This is a genomic window from Ruegeria sp. HKCCD7251, from assembly GCF_013031165.1.
Taxonomy (GTDB): domain Bacteria; phylum Pseudomonadota; class Alphaproteobacteria; order Rhodobacterales; family Rhodobacteraceae; genus Ruegeria.
Map to the genome: position 1 here is coordinate 900,228 of NZ_WPZC01000001.1, position 14,516 is coordinate 914,743.

The 14,516-nt window shown below is 55.3% G+C and carries 18 protein-coding genes and 1 other RNA gene; 9 read left to right on the plus strand and 10 right to left on the minus strand.

The window, feature by feature from the left end; genetic code table 11:
* Nucleotides 1-18: 18 nt before the first annotated feature.
* Genes GOX75_RS04395 through fumC form a run of 3 tightly spaced genes read right to left on the minus strand, consistent with a single transcriptional unit; the run spans nt 19 to nt 1,801 of the window.
* On the minus strand, nt 19-234 hold the full coding sequence (locus tag GOX75_RS04395; RefSeq protein ID WP_171121370.1) for a ribbon-helix-helix domain-containing protein: 216 nt from the start codon (nt 232-234) through the stop codon (nt 19-21).
* Complete coding sequence (locus GOX75_RS04400) at nt 231-407, minus strand: DUF4169 family protein (RefSeq protein WP_171121371.1); 177 nt, start codon at nt 405-407, stop codon at nt 231-233. Before GOX75_RS04400 ends, GOX75_RS04395 begins: the two co-directional genes overlap by 4 nt.
* The gene (gene fumC, locus GOX75_RS04405) at nt 407-1,801 is read right to left on the minus strand and encodes a class II fumarate hydratase (protein ID WP_171121372.1); all 1,395 of its coding nucleotides are present in this window, start codon (nt 1,799-1,801) and stop codon (nt 407-409) included. The genes GOX75_RS04400 and fumC overlap by 1 nt, the downstream gene beginning before the upstream one ends.
* A gap of 207 nt (nt 1,802-2,008) precedes the next feature.
* Here fumC and GOX75_RS04410 point away from each other — a divergent pair, with 207 nt between their 5' ends.
* Nucleotides 2,009-2,572 carry a hypothetical protein gene (locus GOX75_RS04410; RefSeq protein WP_371808155.1) on the plus strand — a complete coding sequence of 188 codons (564 nt, stop codon included), beginning with the start codon at nt 2,009-2,011 and terminating at the stop codon, nt 2,570-2,572.
* Nucleotides 2,573-2,589: 17 nt separating this feature from the next.
* Here GOX75_RS04410 and GOX75_RS04415 read toward each other — a convergent pair whose 3' ends face one another.
* The 7 genes from GOX75_RS04415 to GOX75_RS04445 all read right to left on the minus strand — a co-directional run bounded on the left by GOX75_RS04415 (nt 2,590) and on the right by GOX75_RS04445 (nt 7,334).
* Nucleotides 2,590-3,048, minus strand: coding sequence for an SspB family protein (locus GOX75_RS04415; protein ID WP_171121373.1), 459 nt, complete (start codon nt 3,046-3,048; stop codon nt 2,590-2,592).
* 76 nt (nt 3,049-3,124) lie between these two features.
* Entirely contained in the window at nt 3,125-4,378 is a 1,254-nt protein-coding gene (chrA, locus tag GOX75_RS04420) for a chromate efflux transporter (protein ID WP_171121374.1), read from the minus strand.
* Complete coding sequence (locus GOX75_RS04425; RefSeq protein ID WP_171121375.1) at nt 4,375-5,190, minus strand: sulfurtransferase/chromate resistance protein; 816 nt, start codon at nt 5,188-5,190, stop codon at nt 4,375-4,377. Before GOX75_RS04425 ends, chrA begins: the two co-directional genes overlap by 4 nt.
* A 129-nt stretch (nt 5,191-5,319) precedes the next feature.
* Nucleotides 5,320-5,751: an ester cyclase gene (locus GOX75_RS04430; protein ID WP_171121376.1), complete on the minus strand. Its 432-nt coding sequence runs from the start codon at nt 5,749-5,751 to the stop codon at nt 5,320-5,322.
* A gap of 94 nt (nt 5,752-5,845) precedes the next feature.
* Nucleotides 5,846-6,192, minus strand: a transfer-messenger RNA (tmRNA) gene (gene ssrA / locus GOX75_RS04435).
* 37 nt (nt 6,193-6,229) lie between these two features.
* A complete protein-coding gene (locus tag GOX75_RS04440) occupies nt 6,230-6,592 on the minus strand; it encodes a DUF4345 family protein (RefSeq protein WP_171121377.1) in 363 nt (120 codons plus the stop codon).
* Nucleotides 6,593-6,602: 10 nt separating this feature from the next.
* The gene (locus tag GOX75_RS04445) at nt 6,603-7,334 is read right to left on the minus strand and encodes a FadR/GntR family transcriptional regulator (RefSeq protein ID WP_171121708.1); all 732 of its coding nucleotides are present in this window, start codon (nt 7,332-7,334) and stop codon (nt 6,603-6,605) included.
* A gap of 58 nt (nt 7,335-7,392) precedes the next feature.
* On the opposite strand from GOX75_RS04445, the gene GOX75_RS04450 reads away from it, so the two are divergent.
* The 8 genes from GOX75_RS04450 to dxr all read left to right on the plus strand — a co-directional run bounded on the left by GOX75_RS04450 (nt 7,393) and on the right by dxr (nt 14,516).
* Entirely contained in the window at nt 7,393-8,211 is an 819-nt protein-coding gene (locus GOX75_RS04450) for a DUF2182 domain-containing protein (protein WP_171121378.1), read from the plus strand.
* Nucleotides 8,212-8,215: 4 nt separating this feature from the next.
* Nucleotides 8,216-8,920: a DUF1326 domain-containing protein gene (locus GOX75_RS04455; protein WP_171121379.1), complete on the plus strand. Its 705-nt coding sequence runs from the start codon at nt 8,216-8,218 to the stop codon at nt 8,918-8,920.
* Nucleotides 8,921-8,932: 12 nt separating this feature from the next.
* Entirely contained in the window at nt 8,933-10,036 is a 1,104-nt protein-coding gene (locus GOX75_RS04460; RefSeq protein ID WP_171121380.1) for a dimethylsulfoniopropionate demethylase, read from the plus strand.
* 45 nt (nt 10,037-10,081) lie between these two features.
* Entirely contained in the window at nt 10,082-11,077 is a 996-nt protein-coding gene (gene acuI / locus GOX75_RS04465; RefSeq protein ID WP_171121381.1) for an acryloyl-CoA reductase, read from the plus strand.
* A gap of 185 nt (nt 11,078-11,262) precedes the next feature.
* A complete protein-coding gene (gene frr / locus GOX75_RS04470; protein ID WP_171121382.1) occupies nt 11,263-11,826 on the plus strand; it encodes a ribosome recycling factor in 564 nt (187 codons plus the stop codon).
* A gap of 7 nt (nt 11,827-11,833) precedes the next feature.
* Nucleotides 11,834-12,565, plus strand: coding sequence for an isoprenyl transferase (locus GOX75_RS04475; RefSeq protein ID WP_171121383.1), 732 nt, complete (start codon nt 11,834-11,836; stop codon nt 12,563-12,565).
* Nucleotides 12,562-13,344, plus strand: coding sequence for a phosphatidate cytidylyltransferase (locus GOX75_RS04480; protein ID WP_171121384.1), 783 nt, complete (start codon nt 12,562-12,564; stop codon nt 13,342-13,344). The genes GOX75_RS04475 and GOX75_RS04480 overlap by 4 nt, the downstream gene beginning before the upstream one ends.
* Entirely contained in the window at nt 13,344-14,516 is a 1,173-nt protein-coding gene (gene dxr / locus GOX75_RS04485; RefSeq protein WP_171121385.1) for a 1-deoxy-D-xylulose-5-phosphate reductoisomerase, read from the plus strand. The genes GOX75_RS04480 and dxr overlap by 1 nt, the downstream gene beginning before the upstream one ends.

Genomic DNA, 14,516 nt, shown 5'->3' on the forward strand with positions numbered 1-14,516 from the left:
AAACTCAACCGCTTTCCGTCAGGCCCGGTACCAATTCAGAATGAAAACGCGGATGGCCGATGCAAGCCCCACATCTGGGTCCCGCTGCACATCAATTTCCGCAGCTAACGCATTGATTGGAGTATTCTTTGACTTGGCGATATCCCGAAACGCCAGCCAAAACTCATCCTCCAACGACACGGATGTCCTGTGCCCTTTGAGCGTCAAAGATCGTTTGACAGGGCGGCCGCTCATTTATCCAACTCGTGATTGTCGAGGTCTGAGCGTTGCTTTTCCTGTTGTTTTTGCAGGACTTCTTTTTCAGCCTTTCTGCGCCCGAATGCGACAGAGTTCTGATCCGCGCGGGCTTTTTTCTCAGCCCGCGCTTTTTCTTTTCGATACCGGTTGAGGTTAACCGGCTTTCCCATCAGCTTTTGGGTCCGATCATGTGTTCCGGACGGACCACTGCGTCAAAGGTTTCTTCGTCAACAAATCCAAGGGCGATCGCCTCTTCCTTGAGGGTTGTCCCATTCTTGTGGGCCGTTTTCGCGACGGTCGTGGCATTATCATACCCGATCGTGGGGGCCAGAGCGGTCACCAGCATCAGAGATTCTTTCATCAACTTTTCGATCCGAGGCTCGTTAGCCTGAATGCCCATCAACATGCGCTCGGTAAAGCTGTCGGCTGCGTCGCCCAACAACTGAATGGACTGCAGCAGGTTGTAGGACATCATTGGGTTATAGACGTTCAGTTCAAAATGTCCCTGGCTGCCCGCGAATTTGATTGCGGCGTCATTGCCCATAACATGCGCGGCGACTTGGGTAATCGCCTCGGCCTGCGTTGGATTTACCTTGCCCGGCATGATAGATGATCCGGGCTCATTCTCAGGCAAGATCAGTTCACCCAGACCCGAGCGCGGACCAGAGCCCAACAGGCGGATATCATTCGCAATTTTGTAGCAGCTTCCTGCAATGGTCGCCAAAGCACCAGACAGGAAGACCATCGCATCGTGCGACGCCAAAGCCTCGAACTTGTTTGGGGCGGTGACGAAGGGCAGATCAGTTATCTCGGCCATATTGGCGGCGACGGCTTCGCTCCAGCCGTCATGCGTGTTCAGGCCGGTTCCGACGGCCGTACCGCCTTGGGCCAGTTCATAAATTCCCGGCATCGCAGCCTTGACCCGTTCAATTCCCTGACGAATCTGATGCGCATATCCACTGAATTCCTGACCCAGTGTCAGAGGCGTGGCATCCTGTGTATGCGTGCGCCCGATCTTGATGATCTCGCTGAATTCCTCGGATTTCTTCTCGAGCCCCGACGCCAGTTTTTCCAGTCCAGGCAGCAGAACATCGCGCACGCTCATGGCGGTGGCGATGTGCATCGCGGTCGGGAAGGTGTCGTTAGACGATTGCCCCATATTGCAGTGATCATTGGGATGAACCGGATCCTTCGAGCCGATCACGCCGCCCAAAATCTCGATCGCGCGGTTCGCAATCACCTCGTTCGAGTTCATGTTGGACTGCGTACCCGATCCGGTTTGCCAAACGACAAGCGGGAAGTTGTCGTCAAACTTGCCCTCGATCACCTCGCCAGCGGCCTGAATAACTGCGTCCGCGATCTTGGCGTCAAGCTTGCCGATCGCCTTGTTCTCCATCGCACAGGCTTTTTTGATCACACCAAGCGCGCGAACGATGGCGACGGGCTGCTTTTCCCATCCAATAGGGAAGTTCATGATTGAACGCTGAGTTTGCGCGCCCCAATATTTGTCAGAAGGAACTTCCAGCGGGCCAAAGCTATCGGATTCGGTGCGGGTCTGAGACATCGGTCACTCCGTCGTGTATACAGTCGTATGCCGTTTACCTGCAGCAGAGCCACCATGCAATCGGCCAGTTTCGCGCACCTTAAACTTAGGGAATGGAAAGGTATAGATAAGCGCGTGCCTGATTTTTCTTGAACCAATGACAATTCGCGCCATTGTCTGTGCCACCGGGTAGGCTAAGATAAACAGATCATAAATTTGGAGGCTAAGGTGGCCCAACTAACACGGCTTCACCCCCTGAAATTCTTCGTTTTTTTCACGGGCATCACTCTTTTCGTTTTCTTATTCAGCCTTCAGGGCCGCGCCGCAGACATTGAAGATTTTGTTGGCGATTACGTCGGTTCGGCGAATGTTGTGGATCAGGACGGCAGCGAAACACCGCGTGATATGAGCGTGTCAATCCAAGCCACCAAGGACGGCTTCAACGTCAGTTGGAAAACCACGACGTACAAAGCGGATGGCCGTGTGAAAGAGCAATCTTTTTCGATTGATTTCAAAGAATCCGAACGGTCGGACGTTTATTCTGCCGCAATGAGACGGAATGTCTTCGGTCACGAAGTCCCATTGGACCCGATGCAGGGCGAGCCCTTTGTTTGGGGCCGGATCGAAGGGGACACTATGACTGTGTTTTCGTTGTTTATTGACGAAAACGGCGGATACGAACTTCAGCAATTTGACCGGACGCTTGCCGACGGCGGACTAAACCTTTCATTTTCAAGGTTCCGAAATGGGATCAAATCCCGGTCGGTGGAGACCTTTCTAAAACGTCAGTAGAACAAGCCCGGGAGTTGTTACTTCCGAAAGCTGTCTAGTGACACAACATCCGCATCATGTTGATCCTGAGGTTCTTCTACCTCGATCGTTTCCTCGGCGACGTGCGGCATTTCTTCGTCATCTTCCGGGCTTTCAAAGCGAAGGCCGAATTCGACTGACGGGTCCACAAATGTCTTGATCGACGCGTAGGGAATATAAAGGGGTTCTGGCGCATCCCCGAAGTTCAGCGTAATTGCGAATCCGTTATCACCCACCTCGAGGTTTTCGAACCAATGCTGCATGACGATAGTCATTTCATCGGGGTAACGCTCGCGCAGCCAATCCGCCAGCTCGACGCCGTCGTGGCCTGTGTCAAAAGTGATAAAGAAATGATGCGCACCGGGTAGGCCGCGCTCGGAAACTTCTGTCAAAACAGTCTTGATAAGGCCGCGCATGGCGGTGTGCATCAAGTTGCCATAATCAATGTCCTGCGACATGTGCCATCCTCAAAAGTAATTACCCCAAGCATAAGGGATTCCAACGGAAACGAAAGGCCGCGTATTCACAGATTGTTCAAAGAAAATGAAATCCGATACCAGCCGCAGCCATGACCGCCAGCGTTAGCCCCATGCCAAATTTTAGTTTGAATATCAACACCCCAGCCAACATTGTCAGCACTACCGCCGACGGATTTAGGCTGGCGGGATCAGGCCACGGAACCGAGGCAATGCCCAGCTGTTTCTGCGAAATATCGCCAAACAGAACATTAAGGCCAAACCAAACGGACAGATTGAGAATCACACCCACTACGGCCGCCGTTATCCCATGCAACGCAGCGGACAGTCGTGGGCGCGCGGCCAAGTGTTCCAGATACGGCGCGGCAAGAAATATCCAGAGGAAACACGGTACGAACGTCGCCCAAAGCGCGACTGCACCTGCTGCGATCGCCAAAGACACACCGCCTTCGATCTGGCCCGTCAGCATGGCGACAAACTGTGTTACCAGAATTAGAGGTCCCGGGGTTGTCTCGGCAAGCCCAAGGGCGTCAATCATCTGGCCTGTGTTGATCCACTGATACTTGTCCACAACTGTCTGTGTCATATACGCAAGGACTGCGTAAGCGCCCCCAAAGGTGACAACTGCAAGGCGGGCAAAGAACCACCCCAGATCACTCAGCAGTTTTTGTCCTGCTAGTCCCAACAGAAACAAAGGGGTCAGCCATAGACTCAACCAAATTACGCAGGTTCGAACCGGATGCGTCGCCGGTACGGGCGGTGAGGAGCTCACCTGAGCACCTGTATTTTTGTACCGTGCGTATCCCCAAACGGCGGCCGCCAGGATGATCAGAGGAAAGGGCAGGTTCAACGCAAAAATTGCCAGAAACCCCAACCCGGCGATAATGCGATGTTCGGTGTCCGACAAAGCCTTGCGTGACAGTTTATGCAAAGCCTGCAGCACGATCACAATCACAGTCGCTTTAATGCCAAGAAAGCCGGCCTGAACCAAATGCAGAGTGCCAAACGCAGCGTAGAGCACAACCAAAACCGATATGACAAGGGCCCCGGGCAGAACGAAAAGACCACCTGCGATCAGACCGCCTGATACCCCGCGAAGACGCCATCCAGCGAATGTGGCCAACTGCATAGCTTCTGGCCCGGGCAGCAACATGCACAGGGACAACGCCCTAAGATACGTCTGCTCGCCCAACCACGGGCGCTTTTCCACCAATTCCTGATGCATCAACGAAATCTGCGCGGCGGGCCCGCCGAAAGACAACAGCCCAATCCGTCCGAAAACCCTGATCAAGTCGGCAATAGTCGGCGTCATGATTTCTTGTCCGTTGGCCAGTCGTGACGTTCTTCGAAACCGTCGCGTGCCCAGCGATACAGCGCATCATATAGCTGCAGTCCGGCCACAAGATTCTGGTGATCATCGCGGTATTGCCGGGACAGGCCTACAGAGATCGCCAGCAATCCCGCGGCTTCGGGGGATAGGTCATGACTGTTTGTATCCGCCGCGCGAATAACGGTTGCCATCCGATCCAATGCTGGGGTGCGCAGGGCAAATTCATCCAGCATCGTATCAAAGGTGCACTGGTCGTTACGGTGGCTCCAGAACACGTTTTCGACGTCAAAGGGGGTGGCTTCGAAAGCGTCTGCAACACTCTGAACCTCATTCGGGGCTACGAACAGAAACCGCGCTTTGGGGTCCACAAACCGTCGGATCAACCAGGGGCAGGCTATACGGTCAATCTTTGGCCGATGGCGCGTGACCCAAAGAGTATTCTCACCCCCCAATCCTGACAGAGTTGATGCGGGGATCCGTGGCGCATCTGGTGTTTCCCGCCACGCATGCATCCCGCCGTCCAGATACTCGGCATCTACCCCCTCACTTCGCAACCAGGAAACAACTCCTTGGCTTAGTTTTTTGCCCTTTTGGCAGATGATCACAGCAGGGCGTTCGCCAACGGTCTCTTTCAAGCTGTCAAAATCAAGGGCGGAACGGCGGAACGATCCCGGTATCAGGAAAGGGTCCTTTTGAAAGTCTTCATCGACGCAAATGTCGACCAACACCGGGGCTTGAGGTGTTCCGATCAATCGTAACAGCTGCTTGGGGGTCATCGAATTGGGCGCGGGCATAGCATGTTTCCTGTGTTAGTCGGATACATGCGAAACTTGGGCAGGCGCCTCACGGGGCGTTCGCAATCTTACCCCATGCCCCTTGCTACAGCGCTTGGGACAGGGGGGTCAAGATTTCTTGCCGGACTCTCAGGCCCAATCCAGCCTTTGACCTGTCATGCAGACGGGCAGGGTGTCTTGTGGAAATTGGCCGAGCTGCTCGAACAGTGAAATAAAGTCAAACTGGTTGTACGCCTCAACGACGCGCCCGTTTTTGATACGCCCGATCATGCTTCCGGTTGCCTGCAGCGGGGCACCGTTGTCGGCCCGGGTTGTGCTGACATGCAGAATCGCCGAAACCCAATCCCCATCCTCGATAATCTTGGGAATGTTGACCTGTATGTCGCCCAGAATATGCCGAAATGCCATGACCAAATCGCGAAATTCGTCCGCGCCGACCTGCATTTCCGGGATCAGCCCCTCAGCCATGGCTTCCGGGGCAAAGTATTGGTCGATTGCGTCGGTATTGCCGTTTTCCCAAACCTCAGAATACCACTCTCTGAGCACTTCTGCATGCGACATCTCAGTTCTCCTGTCTTTATGAACAGAGCATCACTGCAATCAGTGAATAAACTCTGAACATAAGAACAGAAGACTTCCGGAGCGACTTTGGGAAAATGCAGGTTTCTGTTGCCAGGTACCTGCGAACCCCGCCTTACGCGGCTAGGCGCAAGGGCTTAAGTTTCGGTCTTGTTACTGCTTACGCAGCAACTGCAACCGGAGCACGATTGTCGTTTGCAATTGTACTAGTTTCGCCGGTAACGGTGGCAGACAGCCGAGACAAAGCTAACCCCTTTAGACGTTCGTCGATCCTATTTCGGCCCCATGTTCCCCAAACGAGAGATATTGGTGGAGCCGCCGGGTACCGCCCCCGGGTCCGATCCGCTTATTACGAGCGCGTTTATGTCCATAGTCCCGAAGGACTCTCTCTATATAAGTGAGCATACGCCCGGATGCAAACGCGGAAACGTCTGCAGTCTTTCTTATAAATTTTAGATAATTAGGTGGTCTTGTTGAAGTTCGCGAGGATCAGCCACAACGCCAGGACCAATTCGATTCCACCGAAGGTCAGTGCCTTGACCAGTGGTGGATTGTCCAGCACGACCGATACGAACCGCCCCAGTGCGGCACCCGCATAGACGACACCCAGCATCACATAGCCCATTGGATTATTCAGCAGCAAAACCACTGCACCGGTCACGACAAACAGCCCTCCGACCGACGCGCGCATTTCGCTCAACCCCATATTGCTGTCGGTTGGAGCCAAGTCCAGCGAGGCTGCGGTGAAGGCCGGGGCAAGGAATCCAAACAAGCCGAAACCGATGGTCAGGATCGCGGCAATTACATTAAGTCCTGTGGTCATCATGCCCTCATTAAACAGTTTTTCTGCGCCGATCAGCGACATCCTGCGCCAGCTTTCGGGTATAGTTTTCCAGCTTTACGAGTGTTTCATCAACAATGTCGGGTTCTCTTTCTTGCAGAGCATCCACGATCCGGCTGTGCAGCGAGATGATCTCTTCGCGTGATCTTTCCGTAAAGGTAATCATGTTCATCAAGGGCTGCATCGCCTCAACCGCGCCTGCCAATTGGTAGGACAGAACCGGATTTCCTGCACCGTCGACCAACGCGCGATGAAAGGCCACGTCTGAGGCACAAAATGCCTCATCCGTAAGGCCGGGTTGTTCTTGTCTGAAAATTTCAGCCCGCATCGTTGCCAATTGATCCGCTGTTCGACGCTGCGCCGACAAAGGCGCGCAGGCGCGTTCCAACGCATACCGCGCCTCACACGCAGTATCGAAGTCTACGGCGTTCATAGACAGCAAAAGGGTCGATGTCGTGATTTGCTGCGAATACGCGTCTTCAAAGCTTAGACGATTGACAAAGGCCCCACCGGTCGCGCCCCGCTGCGTACGGATCAGAGACTGTGCAGCAAGCCGTTTCAGGGCTTCGCGGACGGTCGGGCGCGAAACCTGAAATTGATCGGCAAGTTCCGCTTCGGACGGCAACCGCTCATCAACGATCAACTGCCCTGAGATGATCGCGTCGCGGATAGCCTGAGCGATCTGCGCGGACAGATCTACAGGTTTTTGAGGGTCGATTTTCATAATCTTAGACATTTTTCTAATTTTTATTTGTCTGACATTTAAAAGTCTGACATTTGAAATGCAAGGATTGAGTCGGGAGGCACAAGTGAGTCGCGCAGTTCTACGTAACGGCTTTTGGCTGGGCTTCTATGCTTTGATCCTTTGGGCGTGGTGGATGATGTTCGCCATGAGCCGTGACATGGACCTTGATTGGATTGGCCGCCCGGGCCCGATGGGTCAGGCGATGGCAGCCATGGACCCGCGCATGGATATGTACATGCCCATGGCCGAGTTCGGCCCTTTGTTCTGGATGTGGGCGATTATGATGGCGGCCATGATGCTGCCCACGCTGGTTCCAACCTTGCGCAGTTATGATGACCTGATCCGCAGTGCTGATGGTACGCGTGCTGGATGGCTTGGCGTTCTTAGCGGCTATTTTCTGGTTTGGGTCGGCTTTGCCGCGCTCATCACCGGCGTGCAGCTTGTTCTTCTGTATGGCGGCGTGGTGGATATGCTGGGCGTTTCCAAGTCCAACATACTTGCTGCCGGGCTACTTATCGCCGTTGGAGCGTTCCAATTCACCCGCGCAAAAGAAGTCTGCCATGGTGTGTGTCACGCCCCGATGACCTATTTTCTGGGCCATTGGAAAACAGGGTTTTCCGGCGGGCTGCGCATGGGGCTGGGCCTGGGCGCGTTTTGCGTGGGATGTTGTTGGGGCTTCATGGCGCTTGGGTTTGTCGGCGGCGTGATGAGCCTGTTGTGGATGGGTCTGGCGACCCTGTTCATGGTTTTCGAAAAACTACCTCAGATCGGGCACGCCGTGACGCGGCCGCTGGGGTTTGCTCTGATAGCGGGCGGACTTGTTCTGCTCGTTTACCCTTTTGCTTACGGAGGATAAGTATATGGCTAAAAACAGAAAACAAGACGCTGACCGTTTACCGATCAGCCAGCGCATCGACAGCCGTATGCCCAATCCAAAGCGGCGCGAAATGAGCCCGACAGATTGGGCGATCAAGGGTGAGCTGATACTTAACTGTTCCTGCGATGTGTTCTGCCCATGTGTCGTATCCTTGGGGGCGCACCCTCCGACGGAAGGGCATTGCCATGCATGGATGGGCGTGATCATCGACGAAGGTCACTATGAAGGCGAAGACCTCTCGGGGCTGAATGTCGGGCTGTTGGTCGATATTCCGGGTCGAATGGGCGAGGGCCAGTGGAAAGTCGCCGCCTACGTGGACGAACGTTCCAGCGGAAAAGCTTATAACGGCTTGCTGCAAATCTTCAGCGGTCAGGCGGGCGGTACAACCGGTCTGTTCACCATGTTGGTAAGCGAAATAATTGGCGCCGAACGCGCCCCGGTGCAGATTGAGCGTGACGGGAACAAACGCCGCATCTCGATTGGCCGCAAAATTCAGGGCGAGATCGAAATGATGGCAGGCAAAGATGCCGACCATCCGGTCATGGTATCCAACTCCAAATACTGGATGGGGCCGGATATCATTGTCGCCCGTGGAACAAAGTCCAAGGTGCGCGATTATGGCAGGGTCTGGGACTTTGGTGGAAAGTCTGCGGAAATCTGCCCGATCGACTGGCACGGCCCCAAGTAGCGAGGATTTGCAATGGCACAGATTTCGCTTTCCCGTCGTTTGCGCCGTACCCCTTTTTCCGAAGGCGTTGAGGCTGCGGGTGTCAAGGCATACACGGTTTACAACCGCATGCTTTTGCCAACGGTTTTCGAATCCGTCGAAGACGATTACCGACATCTGAAAACCCATGTTCAGGTATGGGATGTCTCATGCGAGCGGCAGGTGGAATTGCGCGGGCCAGAAGCGACGCGCTTGATGCAGATGCTGACTCCGCGTGATCTGCGGGGCATGCTTCCGGGGCAGTGTTTCTATGTTCCCATCGTAGATGAAACCGGCGGGATGTTGAATGATCCCGTCGCAGTGAAACTGTCTGAAGACCGTTGGTGGATCTCGATTGCAGACAGCGATTTGCTGCTGTGGGTCAAGGGCATTGCGAACGGATACCGTCTAGACGTGCTCGTTGATGAGCCAGACGTGTCACCGCTTGCAGTGCAAGGCCCCAAGGCGGACGAATTGATGTCACGGGTCTTTGGTGATCGCGTTCGGGACGTCCGCTTTTTCAAGTTCGACATGTTCGACTTTCAAGGGCGCGATCTGGCCGTGGCCCGATCAGGGTATTCCAAACAGGGCGGGTTCGAGATTTATGTCGAAGGGTCCGACATCGGGATGCCGCTGTGGAACGCCTTGTTCGAGGCAGGAAAGGACCTGAACGTTCGTGCGGGATGTCCGAACCTAATTGAACGCATCGAAGGCGGTTTACTGTCATACGGCAATGATATGACCGACGACAACACGCCGCATGAATGTGGCTTGGGCAAGTTCTGCAACACGCACACGGCCATCGGTTGCATCGGGCGGGACGCTTTGTTGCGCGTGGCCAAGGAGGGCCCGGTTCAGCAAATTCGGCCCCTGGCAATCGACGGGGACCCGGTACCTGCCTGTCGTGGCACGTGGCCGATTTTGGCCGACGGTAAACGGGTAGGGCAAGTGACCTCGGCCGCATGGTCCCCTGACTTCAAGACAAACGTGTCGATTGGGATGCTCCGGCTGAGCCATTGGGACGCGGGAACTGAAGTCATGGTTGAAACACCGCAAGGAACACGCCGCGCCGTCGTTCAGGAAAAATTCTGGATTTGATCACGTCGCCAGACGTGCGGCACACAAGAAATGAAAGGAAATCATATGTTTAACGCGCTGGTTATGGATAAGGATGAAGAAAGCGGGCTTGCGAGCGCTTCGATAAAGCAGCTTTCGACTGATGACCTGCCTCACGGTGAAGTCACCGTGGCTGTCGAATATTCTACCGTGAACTACAAGGACGGCCTGTGCTTGTCTGCAAAGGGCGGCGGACTGGTCAGAAACTATCCTCACGTGCCCGGCGTCGATTACAGCGGTACAGTCGAATCTTCGACCGACGATCGCTACAAACCCGGTGACAAAGTGGTTTCAACCGGCTGGCGCGTCGGCGAAGCTCATTGGGGTGGATATGCGCAAAGAGCCAGCGCTTTGGCCGATTGGCTGGTGCCTTTGCCCGACGGACTGAACACACGGCAGGCGATGGCAGTTGGTACTGCGGGATTCACGGCCATGCTGGCCGTAATGGCGCTGGAAGACCACGGTCTGACACCTGGTAACGGACCTGTTTTGGTAACTGGCGCCGCTGGTGGTGTCGGATCTGTAGCGACCGCAATTCTTGCCAATCTCGGCTATGAGGTCGCAGCCGTCACCGGCCGCCCAGAAGCCGGCGAATACCTCAAATCACTGGGTGCGACCACCATCGTTCCGCGTGAGGACCTGAACGAGACTGTCAAACGCCCGTTGGAGAGCGAAACGTGGGCGGGATGCGTCGACGCGGTAGGCGGCGAGATGCTGGCGCGCGTTCTGGGTCAGATGAAGTATGGGGCATCCGTTGCAGCGGTTGGTCTGGCCGGAGGGGCAGGGCTTCCGGCCTCGGTCATTCCGTTCTTGTTGCGTGGCGTGAATCTTTTGGGCATCGACAGCGTGATGCAGCCTTATGAAAACCGCGTGCGTGCGTGGCAAAGGGTGGCAACCGACCTGCCGATGGACAAGCTTGATGCGATGATTCAACCCGCCACGCTGAATGATCTGCCACAATTGGGGGGCGATATCCTTAAAGGGCAGGTTAAAGGGCGTGTTGTTGTAGACGTAAACGCCTGATCCCGAAGTCTTCCTGGGGACCGACCGGTCAGTGGACCGGTCGGTCTTTTTGCCTTCTGAAGAACTCGAAAATACCGGAAACAACTCTGGTCATTGACGCATTTCCCCATCATCATTGCTATACATCCCAACCGTGATGTCTTATGAGCCTAGCAAATAGCACCTGAAGACGGGGAGTGAGCAGCATGTCTGACGATTTCGAACTGGACACTGACGATCTAAAGCGCCGCATGGATGGCGCCATGTCCAACCTCAGAACCGAGTTTGCGTCACTGCGGACTGGTCGCGCGTCAGCGTCGATGCTGGAACCAATAATGGTTGACGCCTATGGCTCCATGACCCCAATCAATCAGGTTGGCACGGTAAACGTTCCGGAACCCCGTATGGTTACGGTGAACGTGTGGGACAAAGGTCTTGTCGGCAAAGTCGAAAAGGCCATTCGTGAAAGCGGGTTGGGAATTAACCCTCAACTGAACGGCACGATCATTATGCTGCCGATCCCCGAATTGAACGAAGAACGCCGCCGCGAGCTTGGCAAGGTCGCGGGACAGTATGCAGAACATGCACGGGTCTCGATCCGCAATGTACGCCGTGACGGTATGGACCAGATCAAGAAAGCCAAGGCTGACGGAATGTCCGAAGACGACCAGAAGTTCTGGGAAAGCGAAGTTCAGGACCTGACCGACGAGATGATCAAGTCCGTCGACGCCGCGCTTGAAACGAAACAGTCTGAAATCATGCAGGTTTGACGCCACTATGCCCGACACCGCACATACTGCACCCGTGGATGGCCCTCGTCACGTTGCCATAATCATGGATGGCAACGGTCGCTGGGCTCAGGCACGGGGCAGGCCGCGCCTGTTCGGGCATCAGGCAGGCGCGCGCCGCGTGCGTGATGTGGTCGAGGCGTGCCCGGGTCTGGGAGTCAAATATCTGACCGTCTTTGCGTTCTCGACCGAAAACTGGAAACGCACACAGGCAGAAGTTGCCGGTCTGATGAGTTTGTTCCGGCGCTATATCATCAAGGAAACACGAAACCTGACCAACAATGGGGTGCGGGTTCGGTTTATCGGTGATCGCGTTCGTCTGGATCGAAAGCTTATCGACCTGATGGATACTCTGGAAGACGCTACCAAGAACAATGATCTGGTACACTTGACCATTGCCATCAACTATGGCGGTCGGGATGAGGTCGCACGGGCCACCAAACGTCTGGCAAAGGATGTCGCGGAAGGGCGTCTGAAACCAGAAGATGTGGATGAGGAAACCCTGCCCAAGTATCTGGACACACATGTTCTACCGGATCCTGACCTTGTTATACGCACAAGCGGTGAAGCAAGGATTTCCAATTTTCTTCTGTGGCAATCCGCCTACTCGGAATATGAGTTTATCGACACGCTGTGGCCTGATTTCACAGCAGAGGAACTCGAACGTTTGTGCCGCAATTTCGGGACGCGAGAGCGTCGGTTCGGAGCAATTTCAGCATGAGCGAAGGCCGATGGTCTGACCTGACGGCGCGCGTCCTGTCGGCGGCAGTTCTTGTCGCGATTGGCTCGATCGAGGTTTGGCTGGGCGGTCTTTGGTTTGAAGCCTTCATCGCAATTGCTTGTGGCCTGATGACATGGGAACTGGTCCGGATGATCGACCCGGATCGAACTGCGGTGGCTGTGCAATTGTCTATCCTGACGGGTGTGGCCGTTGTTCTAAGCTACCACGTGCCGCCGCTTTATAAGTTGCCGTTCCTGCTGGCACCAGCCCTTGTCGGGGCGGGGCAGATCAGTCGCGCCAAGGGGACATATGCACTGTTTGCCGTGTGGATTGCCGCTGCGGGCCTTGGGTTCATCTCAATCCGCGAAAATATGGGCTTTGGCTGGATGGTCTGGTTGATTGCCGTTGTGGTCGCCACAGATGTTGCGGGTTATTTCGTGGGCAAGGCATTTGGCGGCCCGAAATTCTGGCCGAAAGTCAGCCCTAAGAAAACGTGGTCGGGCACCGCCGGCGGGTGGGTCGCCGCTGCGGTGGTCGGGACTATTTTTGCCGTCTATGCCGGATTTGGCGTCTTGTTCGTTCTGGTTTCGGTACTGGCTTCGATGGCAAGTCAGGCCGGAGACATCATAGAAAGCGCCACCAAACGTAAGTTCGGAGTAAAGGACAGCTCGAACCTTATCCCTGGCCATGGCGGCTTTCTGGATCGCTTCGATGGGATGATGGGGGCCGCGTTGTTCGTGTTGATTGCCGGTCTGATTTACACTCCGGGTGCAATGTAATGCGCAAAGTTTCAATTTTTGGCGCGACAGGTTCCATCGGTCAAAACACGATAGACTTGATTGGCAGGGACCCGTCTGCATATGACGTCGTTGCACTTACTGGGGGCGCCAAGATTGAACAGCTTGCCAAGGACGCGCGTCGTTTGAACGCCGACTTGGCTGTGACAGCCCACGAGGACAGGCTGGGCGATCTTCGCGACGCATTGGCGGGCAGCGGTATTGAAGCGGCCGCCGGACAGCAAGCCCTGACCGAAGCAGCCGCGCGTCCGGCAGACTGGGTTATGTCGGCCATTGTCGGCTCGGCAGGCCTTCCGCCTGGCCTTGAGGCGCTGAAGCAAGGCGCAACCCTTGCACTGGCCAACAAGGAAACGCTGGTCTGCGCAGGCGCTCTAGTGCTTGAGACAGCGCGCAAGCATGACGCAAAGCTTCTGCCTGTCGACAGCGAACACTCTGCCGTGTTTCAGGCACTGGTTGGCGAGGATATGCAGGCCGTCGAACGTATCATCATAACGGCAAGCGGCGGAGCATTTCGCGACTGGCCCCTTAGCGATTTGGCAAGCGCCACGGTCGAACAGGCGTCAAGCCACCCAAATTGGAATATGGGCCAGAGGATTACCATCGACAGCGCGTCGATGTTCAACAAAGCCCTGGAATTGATTGAGACAAAAGAGTTCTTTGGCGTCGCACCAGATCAGATTGAAGTATTGGTTCATCCCGAATCCATCGTTCATTCCTTGGTGGGATTTACTGATGGCGCGGTCATGGCCCATATGGGTGCGCCCGACATGCGTCATGCCATAGGATACGCCCTGAATTGGCCGGACCGACGCGACCTGCCGGTTGACCGGTTGAACCTTGCAAAATTGGGTCAACTTCGGTTCCACGACCCGGACGAGGCACGATACCCGGCCCTAAGGCTGGCGCGTCATGTGATGGAGCGGGGCGGGTTGTCAGGCGCAATCTTCAACGCGGCCAAGGAACGGGCGCTGGATCACTTTATCGACCGCAAGATCGGCTTTTTGGAAATGGCTGACATCGTCGAAACCGCTCTGGACAGGGCAGAGGCCGAAAGCAGCCTTATTGATGCCCCTTTGACACTTGATAACGTGCTGCAAACGGACCATCTGGCACGTAAGTGGGTAGATGAAACCGTAGCCCAACGCGCAGGATAG